This window comes from Natronococcus occultus SP4 (assembly GCF_000328685.1).
Taxonomy (GTDB): domain Archaea; phylum Halobacteriota; class Halobacteria; order Halobacteriales; family Natrialbaceae; genus Natronococcus; species Natronococcus occultus.
The window spans coordinates 229,646-251,268 of record NC_019974.1 but is presented as its reverse complement, the minus strand read 5'-3'; the positions used below and the strand labels follow the sequence as shown (position 1 = coordinate 251,268).

Genomic DNA, 21,623 nt, shown 5'->3' with positions numbered 1-21,623 from the left:
CCCCCGAGTTCGACACGCTTTCACGCACCGCTCGAGTAGCACAACCCGATGAGCGACGACGAGGCAGACCGCGACGAGGACGGTGCGACCGGATCGAACGACGGGGGCGAGCTCGAGGACGTCCTCTCGACGGTCCAGAGTCGAGTCGATCCGGACGCCGACGAGCGGGCACGGCTGCGCGCGGTCGCGGCGACGCTCACCGAACGCGCCGAGGACGCGGCGACCGATCTCGTGGCTGGCGCCGACGTCTTGCAGGTCGGGTCCTCGGCACGGGGCACCTGGATCAGCGGCGATCGGGACATCGATGTCTTCGTCCGCTTTCCGCCCGAACTCGACCGCGAGACCCTCGCGGAGTACGGTCTCGAGGTCGGCCACGCGACGGTTCCGGACGGCCACGAGGAGTACGCCGAACACCCCTACGTCAAAGGCGAGGTCGAGGGGTTCGACGTCGACGTCGTCCCCTGCTTTCGGCTCGAGTCGGCGACCGAGATCCGCTCGGCCGTCGATCGGACGCCGTTTCACAACCGCTACCTCGAGGAGCGACTCGACGAGGCGCTCGCGGCCGACGTTCGCCTCGCCAAGCAGTTTCTGAAGGGGATCGGCGTCTACGGGAGCGACCTCCGGACGCAGGGGTTCAGCGGCTACCTCACCGAGCTGTTGGTCGTCGAGTACGGCGGCTTTCGCTCGCTGCTCGAGGCAGCGGCCGACTGGCACCCGCCCGTCGAGATCGATCCCGAGGACCACGGCGCCGACATCTCGTTCGGCGACCCGCTGGTCGTCATCGATCCGACCGACCCCGAACGAAACGTCGCCGCGGTCTGCGCGATGGAAAACGTCGCCCGTCTGCAACACTACGCCCGCGAGTTCCGCACCGCGCCGTCGGTCGAGTTCTTCGAGCCCCGCGAGCCGACGCCGCTGACCGAGGCGGCGCTTCGCGAACATCTCTCCGATCGCGGGACGACGCCGGTAGCGGTCCGGTTCGAGACGCCCGAACTCGTCGACGATCAGCTCTACCCGCAGCTCCGGAAATCCCTCGCGGGGATCGTCACAGGGCTCGAAGACTGCGGGTTCGACGTGCTCCGGGCGCAGACGTTCGCCGCCGAGACGGCCGTCGTCCTCGCAGAGCTTTCCGTCGCCGAGCGACCCGCGATCGAACGTCACCTCGGCCCGCCGATTCACGTCCGCGCCCACGCCGAGGGGTTCTACGACGCTTACGCCGACGATCCGGAGGTGTACGGCCCCTTCGTCGACGGCGACCGCTACGTCGCGGAGCGAGCCCGGGAGTGGACGACCGCCCGCGCGTTCCTCGAGAGCGACGCCGTCTTCGACGTCGGGCTGGGCGCCCACGTCGAGACGGCCCTCGAAGACGGGTACGACGTCCTCGTCGGCGAGGAGACGGCGGCGCTGCTTCCGGAGTTCGACCGTCAGCTGGGCGCGTACTTCGATCCGCAGCCCTAGAACTCGCTTGGCTCGAACCCTCAGTCCAGATCCAGCTCGATGTCGTGGGTCCGCGCGACGTCCTCGAGCAGCTCGACGGCGTCGGGGCTGCGGTCGCCGTCGGGCTCGATCGGCTCCCGTCCGTCGAAGGTCTCGTGAACCAGCGCAACGCTATCCGCTAGCACATCGAGCCCGTATCCTCCCTCGAGGACGAACCCAAGCGCCGCGTCGGTCCGATCGGCGACCCCGCGGAGGCGATCGGTCAGCAGGGCGTAGGCCTCCGTCGAGAGCCGGATCCGCGAGATCGGATCGTGACGGTGGGCGTCGAAGCCGGCGCTGATCAGTAGAAGGTCGGGATCGTACGCCTCGAGGGCGCTCGCGACGGGACCTTCGACCGCCTCGACGTAGTCCCGATCGTCGGTTCCGGCTGGCATCGGGAGGTTCATCGTCGTCCCCTCGCCTGCCCCCTCGCCGGTTTCCTCGACCTCCCCGGTACCGGGGTAGAGCCCTTCCTCGTGGATCGACGCGAAGAAGACGTCCTCGCGGTCGTAGAAGATGTCTTGCGTGCCGTTGCCGTGGTGGACGTCCCAGTCGACGATCGCGACCCGGTCGACGTCCCGGCTGTCGAGGGCGTGCTGGGCGGCGACGGCGACGTTGTTGACGAAACAAAAGCCCATCGCGTCGTCGTAAACGGCGTGGTGACCCGGCGGCCGACCGATCGAGAACGGTGTGTCCCGGCCGTCAGCACCGTCGAGTGCCGTCTCGGCGGCCCAGCAGGCCTGTCCGGCGCTGTATCTGACCGCCTCCCAGGTCTCCTCGACCGCGGTGGTGTCGGGGTCCCAGTTCCCCCCGCCATCGGCACAGAACTCCTTGACGTCCTCGAGGTAGTCGCGGTCGTGGACACCCGCCATGACGTCAATGCCGACGGGATCGGCCTCGACGTAGTCGACGCCGTACTTTCGTTTCAGTCCTTCACGGATCGCCCGCAGTCGGTCCGGCGACTCGGGGTGGCGCGCGCCGGGATCGTGTGCGAGACAGGTCTCGCTGTAACCAAACTGCATCTCACTCGAACAGCGAGAAGTACGTCTCGATGTCGTCGTCCGTGATCGTGCGCCGATCGGCGTGGCGAGCGAGGACGGCCGCGGCCCGGGCGACGTTGTCGGCGTAGTCCTCGAGGATATCGGCCAGTGCGATCCGGGCGTCCATCGAGACCCGGTACCGGGAGTCGATCTCGAGACGCGCGATGCGGTCGACCGGAGCGACCGGGAGCTCGAGACTCTCCTTGTTGACGACCGTCTCGACCCCGAAGTCCTGGGCCATCAGCGTCTTGCGCCCGTCCGCGTTCGCTCGCTCGGCGGCCTCGGTCGCGAGTTCGCTCCCGCGGTCCTGGATGCGCTTTGCGAGTTCCTCGGACGCGTCGGCGCTCACCCGAAGCTCGTCCGCGTTCCGCCGGATGATCGTATCCACCGGCGCGAACGGGAGTTCGACGTTCATATCATGATAGCCGGAGTTAACTCCCTTAACGCTTTTCCTCGTGATTCGGCGTTTTTCGACGTCTCAGAACACGTCGCTCGCCTCGAGTCGACCGTCGCGGACGACCCCGCGGGCGGTTACCTCCTCGCCGAGGCCGACATCGACGTCGGTCGCGACGCTCATCGTCGTCTCGCCGTCGTCGAGGACAACCGGGTCGCCGGCCTGGACGACGACGCCGGTGAACTCGGTCTCCTCGCCGGGTTCGGGATCGTTCCGATCGGCGTCGGCACCGGTCTCACCGTCGTCCTCGCCCCCGGTAGTAGTCGAGCCGTCGTCGGCCGTCGCCGAACCGGCGCCGTCGGCGAACGACGACAGTCCGGCGTGCTCGTCCCCACCGTCGGCAGCGCCGGCGTCGGTCCCGGCACCAGCGCCCGCTTCGGCGTCGGAATCGAGGACGGTCACCGTCGCCTGCCAGCCCGCGCTCGCCTCGAGGTCGTCCTGCCAGCCGTCCTGGATCTCGACGTCGGCCAGCGCGACCTCGTCGCCGGGACCGACGTCGACGTCGGCCTTCTCGCCCCAGAGCGCGACCCGGATGTCGCCGGTCGCGTCCTGGACTCGGATGTTACGGACCTGGCCCTCCGAGCCGTCGTCGCGGTCGAACGTCCGCTTGGGATCCGCCGAGCGAACGACCCCCGCGATGTCGACGGTCTCGCCGATCTCGACGTCCTCGATCGGCGTGTTGTCGGGAACGTACTCGACGTCGGCGTCGACGTCCTCGATCGCGCCGCGGTTGCCGACGTGGAGTTCGAGCGAGCCGTCCCGCTCGCGGACGTAGCCGTCGATCACCTCGACGGTGTCACCCGTCTCGAACGCCGTTACCTGCTCGGCGCGTTCGTCCCACATCGTCACCCGGATTCGGCCCGTCGCGTCGCCGACGACGAGGTTCGCGACTTTCCCCTCCGAGCCGTCGTCGCGGTCGAAGGTGCGCACGCTGTCGGTGTCGAGGACGACGCCGACGAGATTGACACTCGAGAGGCCAAGCGACAGCGCCTCGACGGTGTGGGTATCGGAGATCTGCACGTCGATCTCGGTGTCGGGGTCGGGTTCGACCTCGTCGACGCTGACCTCGACGCCCGAGAACCCGTCCTTCGGACGGCCCTTGATTCGCAGCACCTGGCCCTCCTCGAGCTCCTCGGTGGCGGCCGCGGCGTGGTCGTCCCAGAACGCCGCCCGGATCGACCCCGTCTCGTCGGCGACCTCGACGTTGACGACGCGGCCGTCCTCGTCCTCGCCGTCGCGCTCGAAGGTGCGCAGCTCGCCGATGTCGATCACCTTGGCGACGAACTTGGCCTCCTCCATTCCGGGTTCGACGTCGGCGACGCCGCCGACCTCGCTCTCGCCGATCTCGTGGGCGATGAGCATCGCCGCCGTCTCCTCGTCGGCGAGCCCGCCCATCTGCTCGACTTTCTCCTCGACGGCCTCGCGAAACTCCTCGAGAGAAACGTCGGCCTCGAGGTCCTCGTACACGCCCTCGATGTCGCTCATTCTATGTTCGTTCATGAGTAGCCCGCGCATAAGAATTGCTCATTCGACAGCCTCGAGAGCGAATGACCCACACGACGGTCGGGACGGACGCGGCGACTCGGGGCAGTCGACGGTCGGAGCGCATACGATCGTTGGCTGCGCCTTCCGGGATAAACCCGCGGCGCCCGCGTGACACTCACACCCGGAATCGGCGGCCAGCGACCGGATACTTTCGAAAGGGCTTTAATGTCGACGGCAGTACGTAGAGATGAGTCCTGATAGGGTAGTGGACTATCCTCTTGGCTTGCGGAGCCAGGGACCGGAGTTCAAATCTCCGTCAGGACGCTCACTCCTTACGAGTGCTTTCACTTCGTTCAGCACTCGCTGCGTCGTTCGGTCCTGACGTGCCCAACGCTCGTTTCACTCGCGTTGGACTCCGTCAGGACGCTTCTCAAACCGCGAGCGACGCGTAGCAGCGTGAGCGGCCGCTGCTCGCGGTCTTTGCAGAGACCCCTGCGGACCGATCCTGTCGATACCTCGAGAATCCTGACGCCGAGTCGGCCTCCGCGATCGAGCGGCGGTCGGACACAAAACTCATTCCGAGCCGTCCGCGAGTCGTTCGGCAATGCCAACCAGACGCGATCTCCTCACGAGGGTCGGGGCCGGGGCCGGGGCCGTCGGTACCGCGGCGCTCGCGGGCTGTCTCGGACGGGTCGACGCCGAGCCCGGAACCGAGGACGGCTACACGTGGCCGACGCCCGGCGCCGATCTCGGCAACTCCAGAGCCGTCGCCGGCGGCGTCGCCCCCCGCGAGGACCCGACCCTCGAGTGGCGCCACGAGCTCGGCTCGGCGTTCGTCACCGCCGAGCCGATCGTGACCGACGACGCTGTTCTGGTCACCACGGGAGTCGACATCGTCGCCGTCGACCGCGAGACTGGCGAGCGGCGGTGGTCGATCGATCCCGACAACGAGGCCTACACCTACAACGGGGCGCCGACGGTGATCGGCGAACGGGCGTACCTGCCGGAGGTGAGCACGCTGACCGCCCGCGACCTCGAGACGGGCGAGGCCGACTGGACTCGCGAGTTCGATTCGACGATCGGATCCGGCTCGCTGACCGTCTCGGAGACCGACGACGGGGATCGCGTCTACGCGGCCGCCGGCAACGCCATGTACGCACTCGAGGCCGAAAGCGGCGATCGGCTGTGGGAGCAGGAGCTGCTCGGCTCGCCCCGATACACGCCGGCGGTGTACGGGGGCTACCTCTACGTTCCCACGAGGGGCGGGGAGCTGTACTGCATCACGGAGTGGGGCACCGTCGAGTGGCGGCGGACGATCGAAGCGGGGATCGCGAGCGCGCCGACGATACTGACGTCGGAGGATCGTCGGACCGGTCACGGTGTCGCCGTCGCCGGTAGCGACGGGACGATCACCTACTTCGACATCGGCGGGGAGCGGGAGTGGGAGACCGAACTCGGGAGCTTCGGCGCCGACGGGATCGCGATCGGCCACCGGACGCTGCTGGCTCGCTCGGGGACGACCCTGTACGCGCTCGACGCGACCGACGGCGACGAGCGGTGGCGGGTCGACCTCGACCGGAGCGCCGAGAGTCCGCCAATCGTCGTCGGCGACACGGTCTACGTCGGGGGCGATCGGCTCCGCGCGATCGATATCGAGGGCGGGTACGGGGTTCGTTCGCTTCGCGTCGGCGAGCGCCGGTTCGACTACGCAGGCGAGGGCGCGGTCAGCGCCGTCACCGCTGCCGACGGGAAGCTGTTCGCGGGAACCAGCGCCGGCTGGGAAGGCGAGGGAACCACGGAGCTACTCGTTCTTTCGTAGGAAGCTGCGCCCTCGGCGCCCGGAACGTGCCTGCACGGGACGTACCCGCGTCGGTCACGAGAGTCGACTCGAGTCGTGACTCCGACGACGATCCATCCATGAACGGGCACCGCTCGAGCACGGCGACCGAGGACGACAACGAGTGCGAACCGCACTCGACTGCTGTCAGCCGGCGCCAGCTCCTCGGCGCGACGGCGGGTGCGACCGCCGGGGTTGCGGGAGTGGGCGCCGTCTCCGATCCGGCGGCAGCGAGCGACCGCGTCGGCTGTGACGACTGGCTCGAGGCACCCGCCGACTACCCCGAGATCGACCTCACTGACGCCGAGCCGACCGCCTCGAACCTCGAGGAAATCGGCGAGGAGTTCGTCGTCTTCGTCCACGGCTGGCACGGCCGCGAGACGAGTACGGACCAGGCCGCTACCCTCCGGGAGGCGCTGGATCAGAACGGGTACGACCGTCCCGTCCTCGCGGCGACCTGGGCGGCCGACACCTACAACTACTGGCGCGCCGAGCGCACCACCGAAACCGTCGGCGAGCGCCTCGCCGCCTGGCTCGAGGACGTCCCCGACGCGACGGTCCACCTGGTCGGCCACTCGCTTGGGGGTCGGGCGTGTCTCGAGACGCTCGCCGTTCTCGAGACCCGCGTCGAGACCGTCTCGCTGCTCGGGACCGCGGCCGACGACGACGCGGTCTGTACGGCCGGCGCGTACGGCCGCGGGATCGAGCACGGAGCCGACGCGGTGTACAACTACCACTCCGAGGACGACGCCAGCGTCTGTTACGGCTACGACCTGCAGTCGTTCGCGAGCGGGCTGGGCTGTGCGGGCAGCGACTGCGGCGGCGGCTGGTTTCGCAGCGGGAGTTCGTGCCCGGCGAACTACACCGACGTCGACGTCACGGGCGAGGTCGGCGACCACTGCGCCTACACGAAACCCGATGTCGGCTGCGTGGATCGGATCGCCGACGTCCTCGAGTGACGGCAGGATCGGAGCCGAGGCTCGATCGGTTCGAATCGGCGGTACGGGCGAGAGAGTCGGCGACCTCGAGACGACTGAAAGCTTCACGTGCGGTAGCGCGCGCTGTGGACCGTCCGAACACGAGCGAGGACGGTCATCGAGACGGTACGAGGGATAAGCGTATGGAACGGAGCGGGTCGGAGAAGCGTACGCCGAGCGAAGCGAGGCGTTTCACCGACGGCGAGCCCGACGGGCGAGCCGTCGGCCTTTTTTCATCGAAGTTTTTTGCCGGGGGTTGAGGCTGGTGTCGCAGACGCCAGCCGATGCCCTCGGTAAAAAAGTTCGCTGTACGTAACGACCGGCCGTAGAACGGGTGTTCTGGTAGCATGGTACTGTTTCGCTCGAGATCGCGGGTCAATTGAACCGTGTCGCCACTCGAGGACGAAAACTGGGTGAGAGGAGTAAGCCCCCTTCTGTTCGATCCGGCATTCGGCTGAGCGTCCGTGCCGTCCGCGAAATCGCGGGGCGTTCGGGCTACCACGGCACGGACTTGCACCGGTGAGGGTTCGCCGTTCCATCGATCCTCGGCCGTCTGTGTGTGGTCGACCGCGCCAGTCGACGTGAATCGCGCGGTCCGCGGATTCGAACCACGTGTGTGCGACCACACGCGACTCGGCGGTTTGCACCGCCTCGTCTGTCGGCGACTCGAGCGCCTCTGGCGCTCGAGTCGCCTGCTCGACGGCTCGCGCCGTCTCACGTTTCGCGGTCCGTTGGACCGCGCGTCCCTCGGCGGGTTAGCTTCCCTTCCTCGCGGTCGGGGTCGCGCGCCTCATCGGTCGGGCCGAGACGTGTCGTTTCTGTTCCAGAGCCAGCGGTCTCCCGCTCCGGACTTGCGTCCGGTCACCCGCCCGAACGGGTGGGGGGACTTTCCTCGCGAGCGTTGCGCGTCCCGGAGGGACGGGCAACGTGGGGGGACGACGCGACGTCGAGTCGCGCCGTCCCATGGTGACCGCGCCGTCGCCGGCACGGTCATCGCGGCAGCCGGGCTCTCTCTCCCAGTGAGAAGTAGGGTCGGGAGCCGAATAAGTCCCGCGGTCGGATCCCTCGTGTCCTCGAACCGAATGGAAGCGCTTTAGGACGACAATCACCATGTCTGGTTGTATGTCCCAGCGACAGGGCGTTGACCTTTCCTACGAGGACGGTGCACGCGCCGTCGAACTCGCGCGCGAAGCCGTCGAATCCTACGTGCAACACGGACAGCGGGAGCAACCGGGCAGCATGCGGGAAGCCTTCTACGAGCGAACGGGGGCGTTCGTCCGGCTCGAGTCGACCCGCGGACGGGGTAGTCTGCGGGGCTGTGCCGGCGGCTACCGCTCGGACGACCAGCTCGGCCACGTCATCGTCGACGCGGCGATCGAGGCCGCAAGCGAGGACTCCTGTGGCTCGGAGGTGAGTCCCTCGGAGCTACCGAACCTCACCGTCTCGGTCTGTGCTGTCAAAAGCGTCGTCCTCACCGACGACCCGCTGGCCGACCTCGAGCTTGGGGTCCACGGGGTCGCCATCGACGGCGGGGAGGGTGGCTGGCTCTACCCCACGGTTCCGGTCGAGAACGGCTGGAGCGCTCGTGAGTACCTCGATCGTACCTGTCGGAAGGCGAAACTCGCCCCGGGGGCCTGGGAGGACGACGACGTCGTCGTCACGCTGTTCGAGGGGCAGGTCTTCCGGGAGCGGGAGGCCGACGGCAGCGTCGAGGAGCTTTGAGACGCCGATAGCAGCCGTTCTCTTCGTCGCCGATCGATCAGCTGTCGAACCCGACCGCCGAAGCGTCCGCCAGACAGCGCTCGCTGGCGGTCTCGAGGTCGAACTCTCGGACGATCTCGCCGTCACGGACCAGCGGCTCGAGCAACGGCTCGGCGTCGGCGGGGCCGTCCCGGTCGGCCAGCGCGACGTGGTGGCCGCCATCGTCGGTCCGATAGACCTCTTTCACGCCCGAGAGCTTGCCGCGCTTAGAGATCGGCTCGGCCTCGTCGCCGATCGCGACGATGTCGAGGCTGAAATCGACCGAGTCGGCCTCAGTGATGTGGCTGCCGACGCCGAAGCCGTCGGCGACGTCCCGCAGCTCGCGGATGTTCTCGGGGCCGAGCCCGCCGCTACAGAAGATGTCGACGTCCTCGTAGCCCCGCGCGTCGAGCTCCCAGCGGACCTCCCGGATGATGTGTCTGAAATTGCCCCGGCGGGAGCCCGTCGTGTCGATCCGGACGCCATCGAGATCCTCGCCGAGGGTTTCCGCGGCCAGCAGGCTCTCGCTTTTCTCATCCCAGAAGGTGTCCGCGAGCGCGATCCGGGGGACGTCCGCGGGGACGGCCTCGTCGAACGTCTGCCAGGCCTCGTCCTGGTTCCCCTCACCGAAACAGAACATGAGCGCGTGGGGCATCGTTCCGCCGGCCTCTCGACCCAGAATATCGCCCGCGGCGACGTGGGAGAACCCGTCGAGCCCGGCCAGCAGGGCGGCGCGCTCGACCGTCGCCGTGATCGCGGGGTGGACGTGACGCGCGCCGAACGAAAGCACCGTCGCGTCGGGTGCCGCGAGGCGGGCCTCGAGGGCGGCCGTGGCGAAGCCGCTTGGCTGGGAGAGAAACCCGAGCAGGGCGGTCTCCAGTTCGGCGAACTCGAGGTACGGGCCTTCGACCCGCAGGACGGGCCCGCCGTCGAACAGCTGGCCGTCGGGAAGCGCGTCGACGTCGACGTTGCGACCCTCGAACAGCGTCGCGACGTCTTTGACGCCGGTACAGACCTCGAAGGAGCCGGTAGGGAACTGGTCTGCGGTCACCTCGGCGACCACCCGGGGGTTCTTCTCCGCGTGCTCGAGGGTGGTCCGCGTGCGCTCGAAGTACGCGTCCGTCGCGGCGCCCTCGAGGATCGCCTCGGACGACACGATTCCGAACGGATTCGTCATACCGTCGGTTTCAGGCGGCGATCAGATAAGCTACCCGTCTGCCGGCGCGCTCGCGGTCGGCAATCCAGGCCCCGCCGTCGGCGCGGCGAGTCCGGCCGGCGTCGGCGCCTCCGGCACGACGCGTTCGAGTGACACGGCGGCGGTTTCGGTTCCAATCGGGTGGACGTCCTCGAGGTCCTCGAGTGTAGGCGCGCCGACGATCTCGACGGTCTCGTCGGCGACCACGACGCGGTAGGCGCTGGCGAAGGCGTCCTCGTCGTCGATACGGTAGGCGTTGGCGTCGTCGGCGCTCGAGTCGTCGACGGGTTCGGCGCCGTTGGCCGCGAGCAGCTCGCGGTAGGCGTCGGCGAACGCTTCGGCGTCGTCCTCGCTCTGCCAGGAAAGCGACCAGACGTGAGCCGTCTCGTCGTCGGGTCCCTCGTACACCCGGAACGCGTCGCCGGCCCAGCCGTCGGTCGCGGGGTGGGAGTAGTTGTACGGCACCGGCTCGGTCCCGCCCTCGTCGATCGGGCGATCGATCACGCCGTTCGCCCAGAGGCTCGCGAACAGGGTCGCTTCGCCGACCGTCTCGGTTCTGGGTTCACCGTCGCCGTCGGTCGCGAGCTCCCACGCGTCGGTCGAGCGGTCTTCGAGCTCGATCTCGGCGGGCTCGTCGGGGTAGCGCTCCGGGTGGATCAGCTCCGAGGTAGTGTTCGGTCGCTCTTCGTGAGCACGGTCGACGGCGTCCCAGCCGCCCGTCTCGTGGAGGTGAGAGACGAACGTCGGCCCCTCGGCGTAGGGGACGTAGATCGAGAGGAAGAGGCCGACGTTGAACGGCCGCTCGCCGAGCGCGGTCGTCAGCTCGGGCGGCTCGGCGAGACAGTCCCAGTCGGCGTCACAGCGCTGGTCGTACAGGTACGGAACGTAGTTCGCCTCGCCCTCGAGGACGCCCTCCTCGGCGCGGCGTTCGTCGAGGGTCTCCCCGCGGCGCTCGAGGCCGAACCGCTGGTCCTGCAGGGCGTGAACGAGTTCGTGGACTAACGTGGCGCGATCGACCCGGATCGAGTCGGCGTCGTTGGCGACGAGGACGATCTCCCCGTCCGAGTAGTAGCCCTGGACCGACGCGCCGTACAGGTCGTCGAACTCGCGGTTGACGTCGGTCTCGCCGTCGACGACGAACGCACCCCGCCAGAGCTCGTTCCGGAACGCCGAGGCGTTCGCGGGCTCGGCCCGTTGCTCGCGGTACTCCTCGCGGGTGATCACGTCGATCGAGACGTCGTGCTCGAAGGGCAGCCCCCGGAGGAGCTCGATCCGAGCCATCGAGCGGTAGCTCGCGGCCTCGAGCTCGGACTCCGTGAGCCGAGCCTCGCCGTCGAACGCGAAGCTGTCGTCATGGGAGTAGTCGCCGATCTGACCGAGCTCGCGGTCCTCGTCGAACTGATCGGGCGCGTACGGCAGCGTACACCCCGAGAGAACGACGAGGACGACGACCGCGAGCAGCGTCCCGCGTCGCATCGGTGGTGCATTCGCCGGCGGGACCAAAGGTGCGTCGCTCGCCGGCGGTTATCGGTTCGATCGGCCGAGTCGGCTCGCGACGGCGACGGCAGTCGCGACCGCCACTGCGACGACCGCGGTGGGGGCGGCGAACCCGGGAGTCGACTCGTCGTCCACGCCGTCGTCGGCCGCGGACGGCTCGTCGTTCGCTTCGGCGTCGGGATCGACGTCGTCGGTCTCGATCGCGTCCTCGCCGTCGGGTGCGGCCCCCTCGTCGACCGCGGCGAGCTCCTCGACGGTGGGTGCGTTGACGATCCGTACCGTCTCCCCGTCGTGCTCAAGGTAGTACGCCCCGGCGAACTCCTCGTCGATCGCGTAGGTGTCCCGACGATCCTCGACGGGGTCGGCGTCGTGGAGCTCGAGCAGCTCCCGGTAGCCCGCGAGGAACTGTTCGGCGTCCTCGCTCGAGGTCCACTCGGTCTCCCAGACGTAGCCGGCCCGATCGGCGGCCGCGGCGGGATCGTCGGTCTCGGCGTCGACGGCGACGTAGGTGACGAGCTCGTCGCCGGCCCAGCCGTCGGTGTAGGGCTGGTCGTAGTCGTACCCGCCCAGATCGGACTCGAAGAACGCCTCGGGGCCGATCACCGACGGCTCGTCGGGGTCGTGAGCGTCGCCGGCGAACATCGCGACCAGCCCCGCCTCGCCGTAGGTCTCGGTGGCGGGCTCGCCGTCGATCTCGAGCTGGCTCCAGCTCTCGTTCGAACGGTCGGCAACCTCGATCTCGGCGGGCTCGCGCTCCTCCCCGGGACGGATCACTTCGGAGCTGCTCACCGGAGGCTCGTCGTAGGCCGCGTCGACGGCGTCCCAGCCGTCCGCATCCAGGCGGTGTTCGACGTAGCCGGGGCCGTCGCTATATGGCTGGAAGATCGTCGCGTACAGCACCCAGTTCACGTCGGGCGAGTCGCTCGCAGCCTCGCCGGGCTCCAGACACTCCCACTCAGTCTCACAACGGTCCTCGTACTCGGACTCGATCCAGACCGCGTCGCCCTCGATGAGGCCGTTCTTGGCGTTGTCCTGGTCGACCGTCTCCCGCTCGTAGCTCGTCAGATCGAACTGCTGGTCCTGCAGGGCGTGTAACAGCTCGTGACCGAGGATCGCCTCGTTCACCTCGGGCATCTCGGCGTTGTCCGAGACGAGGACGACCCGGTCGGTGCTGGGCTCGTAGTAGCCGCCCACGGTCCCGCCGTAGAGGGCTTCTCGCTCCTCGGTCGCGTCGGTCCCGCGATCGACCGCGAACAGCGCCTCCGCGTTGACGTTCAACTGGATCCGCTCGTCGCCCGTCGCGTTCGCGAACAGCTCGTCGTTCTCGTCCTCGAACTCCTCGCGGCTGATCACCTCGACGGCAACCTCCTCGTCGAAGGTCAGCCCGCGCAGTTCCTCAACGCGGGCCATCGATCGGTAGACGACCGAATCGAGCTCGTCGTCCTCGACGACGGCGTCCTCGCGGTCGTCGACGGCGAGCTCGTCGTCGTACCAGTACCCCTCGACGTAGCCGGCGGTGTCTTCGGTCGTCGGCTCGCCAGGGCGGTCGGTCGCAGCGGTGTCGCCCAGCGGTCCCGCCGAGAGCACCCCCGGGACCGCGACGCCGGCCGCGGCGACGAGCAGTACCGACGCCACCGCGAGGAGGGCGACGATCGTCCGCGTTCGCCTCGAGTTCATTCCGGGATACCGACCCGTAAGCGAGGACGGATCAAAAGACCGACGGTCGGGCGAACGTTTTGTGGGTCGGCTCCCTACACTCGCGTATGCGCCTCGATCCAGCGACCACCGCCGTCGTGGCGGTCGACATGCAAAACGCGTTCTGTCACCCCGAGGGATCGCTGTACGCGCCGGGCAGCGAGGACGCGATCGAACCGATCGTCGGCCTCATCGGTCGTGCACGCGAGGCCGACGCGCAGGTGATCTACACGCGGGACGTCCACCCGCCCGAGCAGTTCGAGGAGAGCTACTACTACGACGAGTTCGACCAGTGGGGCGAGCACGTCCTCGAGGGCTCCTGGGACGCCGAACTGGTCGCGGAGCTCGCGGTTCGCGAGGAGGACCACGTCGTCGAGAAACACACCTACGACGCGTTCTACCAGACGGAACTCGAGGGGTGGCTCTCGGCTCGGGGGTTCCGCGATCTGGTTATCTGTGGTACCCTCGCGAACGTCTGCGTGCTCCATACTGGCGGCAGCGCCGGGCTGCGGGACTTCCGGCCGATCATGGTCGAGGACTGTATCGGCCACGTCGAGCCCGACCACCGCGAGTACGCCCTGGAGCACGCCGAGTGGCTGTTCGGCGAGGTCGTCGAGAGCGACGACGTCGCGTTCGACGACGGGTAGGCAGCTCCCGTCCCGAATCGCGAGCCGTTGCTGGACGGCACCTCGAGGAGAGCGCTTTTGGTGTCTCCTTCGAACGCTCCAGTATGAGCGTTTTCCGGCGACGCGTCAGGACGCGAGCGATCGACCGACTCGGATCGGCGACACCGACCGTGGGACCAACCTGCGGGGAGAGTCGAGGATGAAGCGCCGTAACCTCCAGTTGCTGTACGCCGGCGGGATCGCCCTCAACGCCGTCGCACTCATCGCCGCAGCCACGACCGGGTCGACACTGTACGCCGCGACGTTCGGGCTCGTGATCGTCTACCTCAGCGTCCGGTACTGGATGGTCTCCAGCGACCGATAAAGCGACAATCCGTACAGCCGTACTCGTACCCGCTCGAGCGACGACGAGGACGTATGGAACCGCTGCCCACTCACCTCGAGACCGCGATCTACGGCTACTTTCTGCTGGTCGCGGCGGTCGGCTGCTACCTCCATCTCCGGATCCAGGCCAGCGCACGACGGACGCGAGACGACGAGCCCGCGCGCGACGCCGAGCGGCCCGACGGCTCGTCGCCCTAGTCGTCCCGGAAGATCCGGAACGAGCCCTGCCCCGTCGCGACGGCCTTCGTCTCGCCGTCCGGCGTCGTGCTCTCGACGGTGACCTCGCTGACTCCGACCGTCGAGCCCGCGCGGACGACCTCCGCGGTCGCCTCGAGGTCGCCCGTGGCGGGCCGGAGGTAGTTGACGTTCAGGTTGATCGTCGCGACGCCCGTCGAGAGCGGGTCCTCGAGCTGGGTCTGGATCGCGAAGCCGCCGACGGTGTCGATCAGCGTCGCGGCGATGCCGCCGTGGATGTCCGGACGTTGGTCGGGCCCCGCGGTCGGCCGGGTGTTCGTCAGCTTCTCGTCGTAGGGGATCGACAGCGTCATCGTCCCGTTGTCGACGTCCTCGACGCTGGTGCCGATCCAGGAGAGGAACTCGTGGTTCTCGTCGATGTAGTGCTGGAGGTACCGGGCGAGGTCGTCGATATCCTCGGCCGAACGCGGCGACTCGTCGGTCATGTCACTCCGTGCACGTGCGACGCTCTTTACGGCTACGCTTTCACGGCTGTCGAGCACAGGGCGGGCGTTCATCCGTTCCGGGGCCGTCCCACCGGTGTGAGTGATCCATCGAGCGGCAGGACGTCCGCGGATGGAGGGGAGCAGTGATGACCGACGACCCTGGCGACGACGGCCCCGAGTACGACGTCGACTTCCGCGACCACCCCGACGCCTACGAGATCGGTCGCGGCGAGGAGGGCGTCTTCAAGGTCGAACCCTACAAGAGCGAACTACTCCCGCTGTGGTCGTACGCCGACGAGGAGAGCGCCGAGGACGCCGCCGAGGCGATCTACGAGCGCTACGAGGAGTACCGCGAGGACGACGACTTTCCGGGGATGGATATGGCCCGGAAGTACCTCCAGATGGGGTACACGCGGGCGATGCGCTACGCGAAGTACCCCGGTGGGACGAAGTACGACGACGACGGGACGGAACGCGAACCCGAACAGTGGGCCGACGAGGAGAAACGCCGGGCCGCGCTGGTCTTCGAGTCCTACTGGGAGCGGGTTCGCGAGGACGAGACCTACCGGGAGGCGAAGGAACGCCACCGGGAGTAGTTCTCGGGACAGAACGGACGTCTCACCCGTCGTGTTCGATTCTCACGCCGACCCGCTGGCCGACCACGAACTCCCGGTCCGGACAGATCAGCTTCGCGCCGAACTCCTCGTCGCGGGCACAGAACAGCGAGAGGCCGGTGATCGGCTTGCCGTTCGCGGTGACAACCACGTCGTCCCAGGCGATCGTCCGCCCGTCGAGGACGCCGAGCCGATCCCCGTTCAGGGAGACTGGTCCCAACGACGTCCTCGCGGAGCCGAGCAGCCCACCGCCGTCGTAGTGGGGGAGGCCGCCGTCGAGGACGCCGCCGACGCGTCGCGCGGACGGGGCTGCCCGTTCGCCGCTCGGTTCGCTCCGGTCGGCGCCGATGCCGACGAACCGCGACCCCGGATCGGGGTGGGCTGGCGCGTCCAGCACGGCGTAGGTCTCGCCCGTCGCGACGACCTCGCCGGTGCCGTCCCAGGCGAGCGGTTCGATCTCGACGCCGGGCTCGAGCGGGAGCGAACCCGACGCGCGATAGGGGTTCTGGTCGGCGTCGCGGAAGCCGACGTGGAGGTGGTTGTCGACCCAGGGTGCGAAAAACCCCGCGCGGACGAGCCGTCCCAGCGAGTCGCCCGCTGAGACCCGATCCCCGGCCGAGACGGTCGGCTCGACGTGGAGGATGCGGGCGGTCAGTTCCGCGAGTTCACCGGGGCCGTCGCAGTCGATCACGATCAGGTGGTCGTGCTCGGGGGCGTACGGCTTCGGCGGCGCGCGGACGGTGCGGGTCTCGCGGACGACGCCGGAGACGGGGCTGGGCGCAGCGGTCGTCCGACCGTCCCGCAGGGTGCCTGGGTACAGATCGACCGCACAGCCCCCGTCGTGGGCGCGGTACGGGGAGTTGTACAGCGAGAACCGCCGGTAGCGAGCGAGCAGCGCGTCGGGGAGGGTGACGGCCATCTCTCGCCTGCGAGTCGGGAGCGGGAGCGTTTAGACCCATCGACCCGAACGTCGGGCCATGCGCGTGTTCCGGGGCCGAGCGGGGACGATCGACGCCGACCGCGAGGTGAGCGAGCGCCTGCTCGAGGACGCCGCCGACGGCGAGCCCGCAGTCCGGGTCTGGACCCCCCACCGGCAGGTCGCTTTCGGGCGCCGGGATAGCCGACTCGACGGGTACGAGCGGGCCCGCGAGGCCGCCCGCGAACGCGGGTTTCCGCCAATCGAGCGCAGCGTGGGCGGGCGGGCCGTCGCCTACGACGGCGAGACGACGCTGGCCTTCGCCCGCGCCGAGCCGATCGAGGACTTTCGACGCGGCACCGACGAGCGCTACGAGCGCCTGACCACGGACGTGGCCCGCACGCTGGCGGAGCTAGGGGTCGTCCTCGAGCGCGGCGAGCCCGACGCGTCGTTCTGTCCGGGCGCCCACTCGCTGTCGACGTCGGACCGTGGGGGGCTCCGGAAGGTCGCCGGGATCGCCCAGCGGGTCCGCCAGGACGCGGCGCTGGTCTCGGGGATCCTCGTGGTCGACAACCGCGCGGAGCTTGCGGACGTCCTCGAGGCGGTCTACGGCGCGCTCGGGGTGGCGTTCGACCCCGACGCCGTCGGCAGCGTCGCCCGCGTGTCCGGCGAGGACGATCCGACCACGATCGCGCGAGTGATCGAGGACGGACTGGTCGGCGATCGAAACCCGGAGATCGTCGAGGTGGCATGATCGCGACGACGACTGCCGGTTCGCGCTCCGCCCCGCCTCGTTAGGGGTCACAGGCCGCGGGGTCGAACGCCCCCTCGATCGCCATCGAGTGGTCGTCGTAGTAGGCGTAGAGGTTCTTCGGGGCCGTGTAGCCGCCGCCGTAGTGGCCGACGGGACCCGTCGTGTCGATGACGTTGTTCTCCCGGTCGGTCGTGAACTGGAAGTTCTCGCGCTCGTAGATCAGGGCACCGTCGAGCCAGTAGCGAACGACGCCGTCGGCGTTGGGCGAGCCGCCGCTGACCGTGTTCACGCGGACGTAGTACTCGAACTCGTACCACCGACCGGGGACGATTTCGGGCTGTGCGAGCGCGTACTGCTCGCCGTCGACGATGTAGTCCTGTTCGCCGTACGCGCCCTGTCCCTCGCCCAGATGATACGTGTTCGAGAGGAGGTGGTAGGGACCCTCGGGGTCGGTGTCCCGCGTGGTGACGTACATTCGGTTGCTCCAGCCGTTGGTGCCGTCGGGCGTGCCGCCGCCCGCGCTCCCGGGTCCGCGCGCGATGGCACAGTTCCAGAGCCGGCAGTTGGCCAACTGCCGCCCCGCCATCGACCATCCGGTGTCGAGGGCGAAGTTGACGCGGCCGTTGAGTTCGAACAGTCCGTCCTCGAAGTCGTAGTGGGTGCTCACGCCCCAGTTGTCGCCCTCCACGATCCGCAGCTGTAGGGCCCGATCGCCGGAGGCGGTCGGGCTGGAGACGAGGGTGAGGTTTCCGGCGTCGCCGTTCGAGACCCGGTAGAGATCGGTCCAGTCGGCGACCGCGTCGTAGTCGAGGTGCAGGATCTCCTCGGGGTCGCTACAGGCCGCCGCGGCCCGATCGACGCCGAGCCCCGCGAGGCCGAGCAGTCCGCCGGCGCCGAGAACCCCGCCCGCACGAAGCGTCCGGCGGCGGGAGATCCGGGGACCGCTCGCCCCGCGGGAGGGGTCGTGTTCGTCGCGTCGTTCGCTCGCTGCGTCGTCGATATTCGAACGGTTCGTCGTCATTCCAGCTACGACTGACATATCACCCGTCAAAGTATCGAACCGGCTACCAGTCGACGCGAGCCGTTACGGCCCGTCTGACGCGACGTATCGTCTCCGAAACGAGCGGTAGGGTCCTGAACAGGTATCTGGCGAAACGACCGCCTCAGACAGCTTCGTCCGGTACGGTGCCTGGTCGTAGTTTTCGCGACTTTACACGAATCAAAAGCACTCGCTACCCGAGGACGCGGACAGTTCTCACGTCGAAACAGTCCGGGAGGGATCGATCGGCTGTGACGCGGCGCCAGCAACGCTTTTCCGACGGGCGGTGGGGAACTCGAGTATGACACGACTCGCGGAGGGATCGCGATGAGCGACGAGCCGAACCCGACGACGACCCCCGAGTGGGAGGAGTTGCTCGCCGACGCCGACGGGATCGCCGCGGGGTACCGCGAGCAGGGGTGGGACGTCCTCGTCCTCGAGCCCATCGACGTGACCCCAGTCGAGCGCGGGGACCGATCCGGGCTCGACGTCACGATCGCCGAATCGGCGTACGACCGGCTCGAGGACGTCGTCGGCGACGAGGCGGTGACGGTCGGGGACGCGGAGGTGTACTACCGCCCCTCGGAGGGCGGCGATCGGCGGTTCGCGCTGATCGTCGAGCGCGATGAGTGCAGCGAGACGGCCGTCCTCGTCCCCGTCACGTACGTGTTTCCCGCTGCTCGGGCGGTCTTCGAGCACGCGCTTCGTGAATCCGATCTCCGGGTCCACGTCCGGCCGGAGGCTGCCGACGAGTGGATCGTCTTCTCCCACGAGGAGCCGTCGCTGTTCCTCGAGGAGCGCGACGTTCGGGCCTGGAGCGACGGCTGATCACTCGGCGTCCGAGTCGGAGTCGATCTCCTGTTCGCGCAGTTCCTCGCTGGCCTCCCGTACCTCCCGCATCACCGTCGAGATCCGCTCCTCGGCCTCGAGTTCCTCCTCGACCGAGAGGTCGACCCCCTCGACTTCCAGCAGGAACTTCGCGACCTCCGTCGACTCGTACATCACGTCGTCAAGCTCCTCGGCGGTGAAGAAGTCACACATCGCGCCGTAGAGGAAGGTCGCTCCCGCCATACGGACCTTTTCTTCGAAGGACGCGCGAGCCTGATTGACCGCCTGGGGCGTGTAGGTGTCGGTCATAAACGGAACCAGCTCGGGCAGGTTCTCGCCGATCTTGGTCATCTCGACGCCGGTCTCGGTCCGGAAGTCCGAACAGAGCCGGGCGATCGCCCACTCGCGGGCCGTGATGTACGTTCGGTCCCGCAGGAACTCGTTGACCCGCTCGTACTGGGCGCCGTCCATCTTCTTGAACCGGGCGTACTTCCGGACGTCCTCGGGGACGTCGCTCTCCTCCGGTTTGGGGTCCGGGACGTTCGGCATCGGATCGCCGCCACCGGAATCGCCGGTATCGGCCGCGTCTCCGGCGTTGGCCGGATCGCGCTCATCGCTGTCGGATCCGTCGGTCCGAGCGTCCTCGGCCTCGAGTCCGGCGTCCGCACCGTCGTCGTTCATGGCCGCGTATTGCCAGCTACCCGGGATAAGCATTGTTCTCCAGCAGCAGCGTAAACTCCGCTTGCATCCTCGGGAGTTCTATCGTATTTAAGTTCGTGAGGAATGTTCGATACGGTATGTCACAGACACCGGTCGTCGCCAAGGCGGTACGAACCCCCCAGGGGAAAGAGGACGGCGCCTTCGCGGACGTGCGCAGCGAGGACCTCTCGGTCCCGCTGATCGACGAGATCCTCACGGAGACCGGCCTCTCCGGCGATGAGATCGACGATCTGATGTGGGGGTGTGCCCAGCAGCGCGGCGAGCAGGGCAACAACCTGGCCCGCGTGATCGCGCTGCTGTCCGAGCTGGGCGAGGACGTCCCCGCGACGACGATCAACCGCTGGTGTGCGTCCTCGATGCAGGCGGTAATCTCGGCGTCGGACGCCATCGCCGCGGGCAACCGCGACGCGATCATCGCCGGCGGGGTCGAGAACATGTCCCGCGTGGCGATGGGCGAGAACACTCACAACGTCCACCCGCGGATGGCCGAGCTGTACAACATCGGCGAGCTCCAGATGGGGATGACCGCCGAGAAGGTCGCCGAGGAGTACGACGTCAGCCGCGAACGGCAGGACGAGTACGCCGCCCGGAGCCAGCAACGCGCGGCCGAGGCGACCGAAGAGGGTCGTTTCGACGACGAGATCGTCCCCATCGAGACCGACGACGGCACAGTCGACGAAGACGAGGGCATTCGGCCGGGGACGACGGCGGAGAAGCTCGCCGAGCTACCGACCGTCTTCAAGTCCGACGGCACCGTCACGCCGGGCAACGCCTCCCAGATCTCCGACGGCGCCTCGGCCGTGCTGGTCACCAGCGAGGCCTTCGCCGAGGAACACGACCTCGAGATTCTCGCCGAGGTCGGCACGAACAACGTCGCGGGCGTCGATCCCACGGTGATGGGGATCGGCCCGGTGCCGGCGACCGAGGGGCTGCTCGAGCGCAACGGCCGCGAGATCGAGGACTACGACCTGGTCGAGCTCAACGAGGCCTTTGCCAGCCAGTCGATCTACTCCCGCGAGCAGCTCGGAATCGACCCCGAGAAGTTCAACGTCAACGGCGGGGCGATCGCGATCGGCCACCCGCTCGGTGCCTCCGGCGCGCGCCTGCCCGTTACGCTGATCCACGAACTCAAAAAGCGCGGCGGCGGACGCGGCCTCGCGACGCTGTGTGTCGGCTTCGGACAGGGCGCGGCGATCGAGTTCGAGGTCAACTGAGACGAACGCGTCGCGTCTTTCGGCCCCCGAGGAGCGATAGTTCAGGCGATTTCTGAGCCATCAGGAGTCTACCAGCAGGCGATTTACAACGCTCGAGTGCCTATCGGGACCAATGAGCACCATCCTGCTGGTGGCGATCGTCGGCATCCCCCTCGCCTGGCACCTCGGGCTCACCGCGTTCGTCTACTACGACTCCGGCCGCGTCGGGCTCGAGCCGACGCGAAAGTGGGTCGCGATCACCTTCGCGATCCCGATCTTCGGCTTCTTTATCTACCTGTTCGAGCGCAGCGAGCTCGACTACGATCCCGAGAGCGACCCCTACAGGGGGCAAAACTACAACATCCACCCCTCTCGGGCGGACGACGCGCCCGTTTCCTCGCGGGGCGACGACCGGGAGGAGTCGGAGGAGCTCCAGGAACCAAATGGGTCGGGCGCCGAGGACGAACGGTAGC

The 21,623-nt window shown here is 68.4% G+C and carries 22 protein-coding genes and 1 tRNA gene; 13 read left to right on the top strand and 10 right to left on the bottom strand.

From position 1 onward, the window contains the following. The first annotated feature begins 48 nt into the window (after positions 1 to 48). Positions 49 to 1,458 carry a CCA tRNA nucleotidyltransferase gene (gene cca, locus NATOC_RS01205; RefSeq protein ID WP_015319586.1) on the top strand — a complete coding sequence of 470 codons (1,410 nt, stop codon included), beginning with the start codon at positions 49 to 51 and terminating at the stop codon, positions 1,456 to 1,458. Positions 1,459 to 1,478: 20 nt separating this feature from the next. On the opposite strand, the gene NATOC_RS01200 is transcribed toward cca, so the two are convergent. The 3 genes from NATOC_RS01200 to NATOC_RS01190 all read right to left on the bottom strand — a co-directional run bounded on the left by NATOC_RS01200 (position 1,479) and on the right by NATOC_RS01190 (position 4,455). Next, entirely contained in the window at positions 1,479 to 2,498 is a 1,020-nt protein-coding gene (locus tag NATOC_RS01200; protein WP_015319585.1) for a histone deacetylase family protein, read from the bottom strand. A gap of 1 nt (position 2,499) precedes the next feature. Then, entirely contained in the window at positions 2,500 to 2,931 is a 432-nt protein-coding gene (locus NATOC_RS01195) for a histone family protein (protein WP_015319584.1), read from the bottom strand. Between the two features lie 63 nt (positions 2,932 to 2,994). Continuing rightward, positions 2,995 to 4,455, bottom strand: coding sequence for a single-stranded DNA binding protein (locus tag NATOC_RS01190; RefSeq protein WP_049888613.1), 1,461 nt, complete (start codon positions 4,453 to 4,455; stop codon positions 2,995 to 2,997). Positions 4,456 to 4,706: 251 nt separating this feature from the next. On the opposite strand from NATOC_RS01190, the gene NATOC_RS01185 reads away from it, so the two are divergent. The 4 genes from NATOC_RS01185 (at position 4,707) to NATOC_RS01170 (ending at position 8,991) form a co-directional block, all read left to right on the top strand. Further along, positions 4,707 to 4,779: transfer RNA gene (locus NATOC_RS01185), tRNA-Arg, on the top strand. A gap of 280 nt (positions 4,780 to 5,059) precedes the next feature. Beyond that, the gene (locus NATOC_RS01180; RefSeq protein ID WP_015319582.1) at positions 5,060 to 6,274 is read left to right on the top strand and encodes an outer membrane protein assembly factor BamB family protein; all 1,215 of its coding nucleotides are present in this window, start codon (positions 5,060 to 5,062) and stop codon (positions 6,272 to 6,274) included. Positions 6,275 to 6,372: 98 nt separating this feature from the next. Then, positions 6,373 to 7,251, top strand: a complete 879-nt coding sequence (locus tag NATOC_RS01175) for an esterase/lipase family protein (protein ID WP_015319581.1) — start codon at positions 6,373 to 6,375, stop codon at positions 7,249 to 7,251. Between the two features lie 1,140 nt (positions 7,252 to 8,391). After that, positions 8,392 to 8,991 carry a TIGR00296 family protein gene (locus NATOC_RS01170; protein ID WP_015319580.1) on the top strand — a complete coding sequence of 200 codons (600 nt, stop codon included), beginning with the start codon at positions 8,392 to 8,394 and terminating at the stop codon, positions 8,989 to 8,991. A gap of 37 nt (positions 8,992 to 9,028) precedes the next feature. On the opposite strand, the gene NATOC_RS01165 is transcribed toward NATOC_RS01170, so the two are convergent. Genes NATOC_RS01165 through NATOC_RS01155 form a run of 3 tightly spaced genes read right to left on the bottom strand, consistent with a single transcriptional unit; the run spans position 9,029 to position 13,378 of the window. Next, on the bottom strand, positions 9,029 to 10,186 hold the full coding sequence (locus NATOC_RS01165) for a nicotinate phosphoribosyltransferase (RefSeq protein WP_015319579.1): 1,158 nt from the start codon (positions 10,184 to 10,186) through the stop codon (positions 9,029 to 9,031). A 30-nt stretch (positions 10,187 to 10,216) separates the two neighbouring features. Beyond that, a complete protein-coding gene (locus NATOC_RS01160; protein WP_015319578.1) occupies positions 10,217 to 11,680 on the bottom strand; it encodes an Hvo_1808 family surface protein in 1,464 nt (487 codons plus the stop codon). Between the two features lie 48 nt (positions 11,681 to 11,728). Further along, positions 11,729 to 13,378, bottom strand: a complete 1,650-nt coding sequence (locus NATOC_RS01155; RefSeq protein ID WP_015319577.1) for an Hvo_1808 family surface protein — start codon at positions 13,376 to 13,378, stop codon at positions 11,729 to 11,731. Positions 13,379 to 13,464: 86 nt separating this feature from the next. Here NATOC_RS01155 and NATOC_RS01150 point away from each other — a divergent pair, with 86 nt between their 5' ends. The 3 genes from NATOC_RS01150 (at position 13,465) to NATOC_RS22145 (ending at position 14,604) form a co-directional block, all read left to right on the top strand. Next, positions 13,465 to 14,043, top strand: coding sequence for a cysteine hydrolase family protein (locus NATOC_RS01150; protein ID WP_015319576.1), 579 nt, complete (start codon positions 13,465 to 13,467; stop codon positions 14,041 to 14,043). A 178-nt stretch (positions 14,044 to 14,221) separates the two neighbouring features. After that, positions 14,222 to 14,386 carry a hypothetical protein gene (locus tag NATOC_RS22150; protein WP_015319575.1) on the top strand — a complete coding sequence of 55 codons (165 nt, stop codon included), beginning with the start codon at positions 14,222 to 14,224 and terminating at the stop codon, positions 14,384 to 14,386. Positions 14,387 to 14,439: 53 nt separating this feature from the next. Further along, positions 14,440 to 14,604 carry a hypothetical protein gene (locus NATOC_RS22145; protein ID WP_015319574.1) on the top strand — a complete coding sequence of 55 codons (165 nt, stop codon included), beginning with the start codon at positions 14,440 to 14,442 and terminating at the stop codon, positions 14,602 to 14,604. Here NATOC_RS22145 and NATOC_RS01145 read toward each other — a convergent pair. Next, positions 14,601 to 15,086, bottom strand: coding sequence for a PaaI family thioesterase (locus NATOC_RS01145; protein ID WP_015319573.1), 486 nt, complete (start codon positions 15,084 to 15,086; stop codon positions 14,601 to 14,603). The genes NATOC_RS22145 and NATOC_RS01145 overlap by 4 nt on opposite strands. Positions 15,087 to 15,232: 146 nt before the next feature. Here NATOC_RS01145 and NATOC_RS01140 point away from each other — a divergent pair, with 146 nt between their 5' ends. After that, positions 15,233 to 15,682 (top strand): DUF4385 domain-containing protein, encoded by a 450-nt coding sequence (locus tag NATOC_RS01140; RefSeq protein ID WP_015319572.1) that lies wholly within the window; start codon positions 15,233 to 15,235, stop codon positions 15,680 to 15,682. 22 nt (positions 15,683 to 15,704) lie between these two features. Here NATOC_RS01140 and NATOC_RS01135 read toward each other — a convergent pair whose 3' ends face one another. Beyond that, a complete protein-coding gene (locus NATOC_RS01135; protein ID WP_015319571.1) occupies positions 15,705 to 16,619 on the bottom strand; it encodes a hypothetical protein in 915 nt (304 codons plus the stop codon). 58 nt (positions 16,620 to 16,677) lie between these two features. On the opposite strand from NATOC_RS01135, the gene NATOC_RS01130 reads away from it, so the two are divergent. Then, positions 16,678 to 17,370: a lipoyl protein ligase domain-containing protein gene (locus tag NATOC_RS01130; protein ID WP_015319570.1), complete on the top strand. Its 693-nt coding sequence runs from the start codon at positions 16,678 to 16,680 to the stop codon at positions 17,368 to 17,370. Between the two features lie 40 nt (positions 17,371 to 17,410). On the opposite strand, the gene NATOC_RS01125 is transcribed toward NATOC_RS01130, so the two are convergent. After that, positions 17,411 to 18,391 (bottom strand): hypothetical protein, encoded by a 981-nt coding sequence (locus NATOC_RS01125; RefSeq protein ID WP_015319569.1) that lies wholly within the window; start codon positions 18,389 to 18,391, stop codon positions 17,411 to 17,413. A 345-nt stretch (positions 18,392 to 18,736) separates the two neighbouring features. On the opposite strand from NATOC_RS01125, the gene NATOC_RS01120 reads away from it, so the two are divergent. Continuing rightward, positions 18,737 to 19,237, top strand: a complete 501-nt coding sequence (locus NATOC_RS01120) for a DUF7529 family protein (RefSeq protein ID WP_015319568.1) — start codon at positions 18,737 to 18,739, stop codon at positions 19,235 to 19,237. Here the strand turns inward: NATOC_RS01120 and NATOC_RS01115 are convergent, their stop codons facing one another. After that, the gene (locus tag NATOC_RS01115) at positions 19,238 to 19,918 is read right to left on the bottom strand and encodes a DUF5806 family protein (RefSeq protein ID WP_015319567.1); all 681 of its coding nucleotides are present in this window, start codon (positions 19,916 to 19,918) and stop codon (positions 19,238 to 19,240) included. It abuts the gene before it with no gap. Positions 19,919 to 20,034: 116 nt separating this feature from the next. Between NATOC_RS01115 and NATOC_RS01110 the strand changes: the two genes are divergently transcribed. Together NATOC_RS01110 and NATOC_RS01105 are read left to right on the top strand one after the other, a co-directional pair. Continuing rightward, positions 20,035 to 21,171, top strand: a complete 1,137-nt coding sequence (locus NATOC_RS01110) for a thiolase family protein (RefSeq protein WP_015319566.1) — start codon at positions 20,035 to 20,037, stop codon at positions 21,169 to 21,171. A gap of 112 nt (positions 21,172 to 21,283) precedes the next feature. Next, the gene (locus tag NATOC_RS01105; protein WP_015319565.1) at positions 21,284 to 21,622 is read left to right on the top strand and encodes a hypothetical protein; all 339 of its coding nucleotides are present in this window, start codon (positions 21,284 to 21,286) and stop codon (positions 21,620 to 21,622) included. The last annotated feature ends 1 nt before the right edge of the window (position 21,623 follow it).

What these genes read in the sequence shown, in the direction of transcription:
- cca (WP_015319586.1), top strand. Translation starts at nt 49, where the DNA reads ATGAGCGACGACGAGGCAGACCGCGACGAGGACGGTGCGACCGGATCG.
- NATOC_RS01200 (WP_015319585.1), bottom strand. Translation starts at nt 2,498, where the DNA reads ATGCAGTTTGGTTACAGCGAGACCTGTCTCGCACACGATCCCGGCGCG.
- NATOC_RS01195 (WP_015319584.1), bottom strand. Translation starts at nt 2,931, where the DNA reads ATGAACGTCGAACTCCCGTTCGCGCCGGTGGATACGATCATCCGGCGG.
- NATOC_RS01190 (WP_049888613.1), bottom strand. Translation starts at nt 4,455, where the DNA reads ATGAGCGACATCGAGGGCGTGTACGAGGACCTCGAGGCCGACGTTTCT.
- NATOC_RS01180 (WP_015319582.1), top strand. Translation starts at nt 5,060, where the DNA reads ATGCCAACCAGACGCGATCTCCTCACGAGGGTCGGGGCCGGGGCCGGG.
- NATOC_RS01175 (WP_015319581.1), top strand. Translation starts at nt 6,373, where the DNA reads ATGAACGGGCACCGCTCGAGCACGGCGACCGAGGACGACAACGAGTGC.
- NATOC_RS01170 (WP_015319580.1), top strand. Translation starts at nt 8,392, where the DNA reads ATGTCCCAGCGACAGGGCGTTGACCTTTCCTACGAGGACGGTGCACGC.
- NATOC_RS01165 (WP_015319579.1), bottom strand. Translation starts at nt 10,186, where the DNA reads ATGACGAATCCGTTCGGAATCGTGTCGTCCGAGGCGATCCTCGAGGGC.
- NATOC_RS01160 (WP_015319578.1), bottom strand. Translation starts at nt 11,680, where the DNA reads ATGCGACGCGGGACGCTGCTCGCGGTCGTCGTCCTCGTCGTTCTCTCG.
- NATOC_RS01155 (WP_015319577.1), bottom strand. Translation starts at nt 13,378, where the DNA reads ATGAACTCGAGGCGAACGCGGACGATCGTCGCCCTCCTCGCGGTGGCG.
- NATOC_RS01150 (WP_015319576.1), top strand. Translation starts at nt 13,465, where the DNA reads ATGCGCCTCGATCCAGCGACCACCGCCGTCGTGGCGGTCGACATGCAA.
- NATOC_RS22150 (WP_015319575.1), top strand. Translation starts at nt 14,222, where the DNA reads ATGAAGCGCCGTAACCTCCAGTTGCTGTACGCCGGCGGGATCGCCCTC.
- NATOC_RS22145 (WP_015319574.1), top strand. Translation starts at nt 14,440, where the DNA reads ATGGAACCGCTGCCCACTCACCTCGAGACCGCGATCTACGGCTACTTT.
- NATOC_RS01145 (WP_015319573.1), bottom strand. Translation starts at nt 15,086, where the DNA reads ATGACCGACGAGTCGCCGCGTTCGGCCGAGGATATCGACGACCTCGCC.
- NATOC_RS01140 (WP_015319572.1), top strand. Translation starts at nt 15,233, where the DNA reads ATGACCGACGACCCTGGCGACGACGGCCCCGAGTACGACGTCGACTTC.
- NATOC_RS01135 (WP_015319571.1), bottom strand. Translation starts at nt 16,619, where the DNA reads ATGGCCGTCACCCTCCCCGACGCGCTGCTCGCTCGCTACCGGCGGTTC.
- NATOC_RS01130 (WP_015319570.1), top strand. Translation starts at nt 16,678, where the DNA reads ATGCGCGTGTTCCGGGGCCGAGCGGGGACGATCGACGCCGACCGCGAG.
- NATOC_RS01125 (WP_015319569.1), bottom strand. Translation starts at nt 18,391, where the DNA reads ATGACGACGAACCGTTCGAATATCGACGACGCAGCGAGCGAACGACGC.
- NATOC_RS01120 (WP_015319568.1), top strand. Translation starts at nt 18,737, where the DNA reads ATGAGCGACGAGCCGAACCCGACGACGACCCCCGAGTGGGAGGAGTTG.
- NATOC_RS01115 (WP_015319567.1), bottom strand. Translation starts at nt 19,918, where the DNA reads ATGAACGACGACGGTGCGGACGCCGGACTCGAGGCCGAGGACGCTCGG.
- NATOC_RS01110 (WP_015319566.1), top strand. Translation starts at nt 20,035, where the DNA reads ATGTCACAGACACCGGTCGTCGCCAAGGCGGTACGAACCCCCCAGGGG.
- NATOC_RS01105 (WP_015319565.1), top strand. Translation starts at nt 21,284, where the DNA reads ATGAGCACCATCCTGCTGGTGGCGATCGTCGGCATCCCCCTCGCCTGG.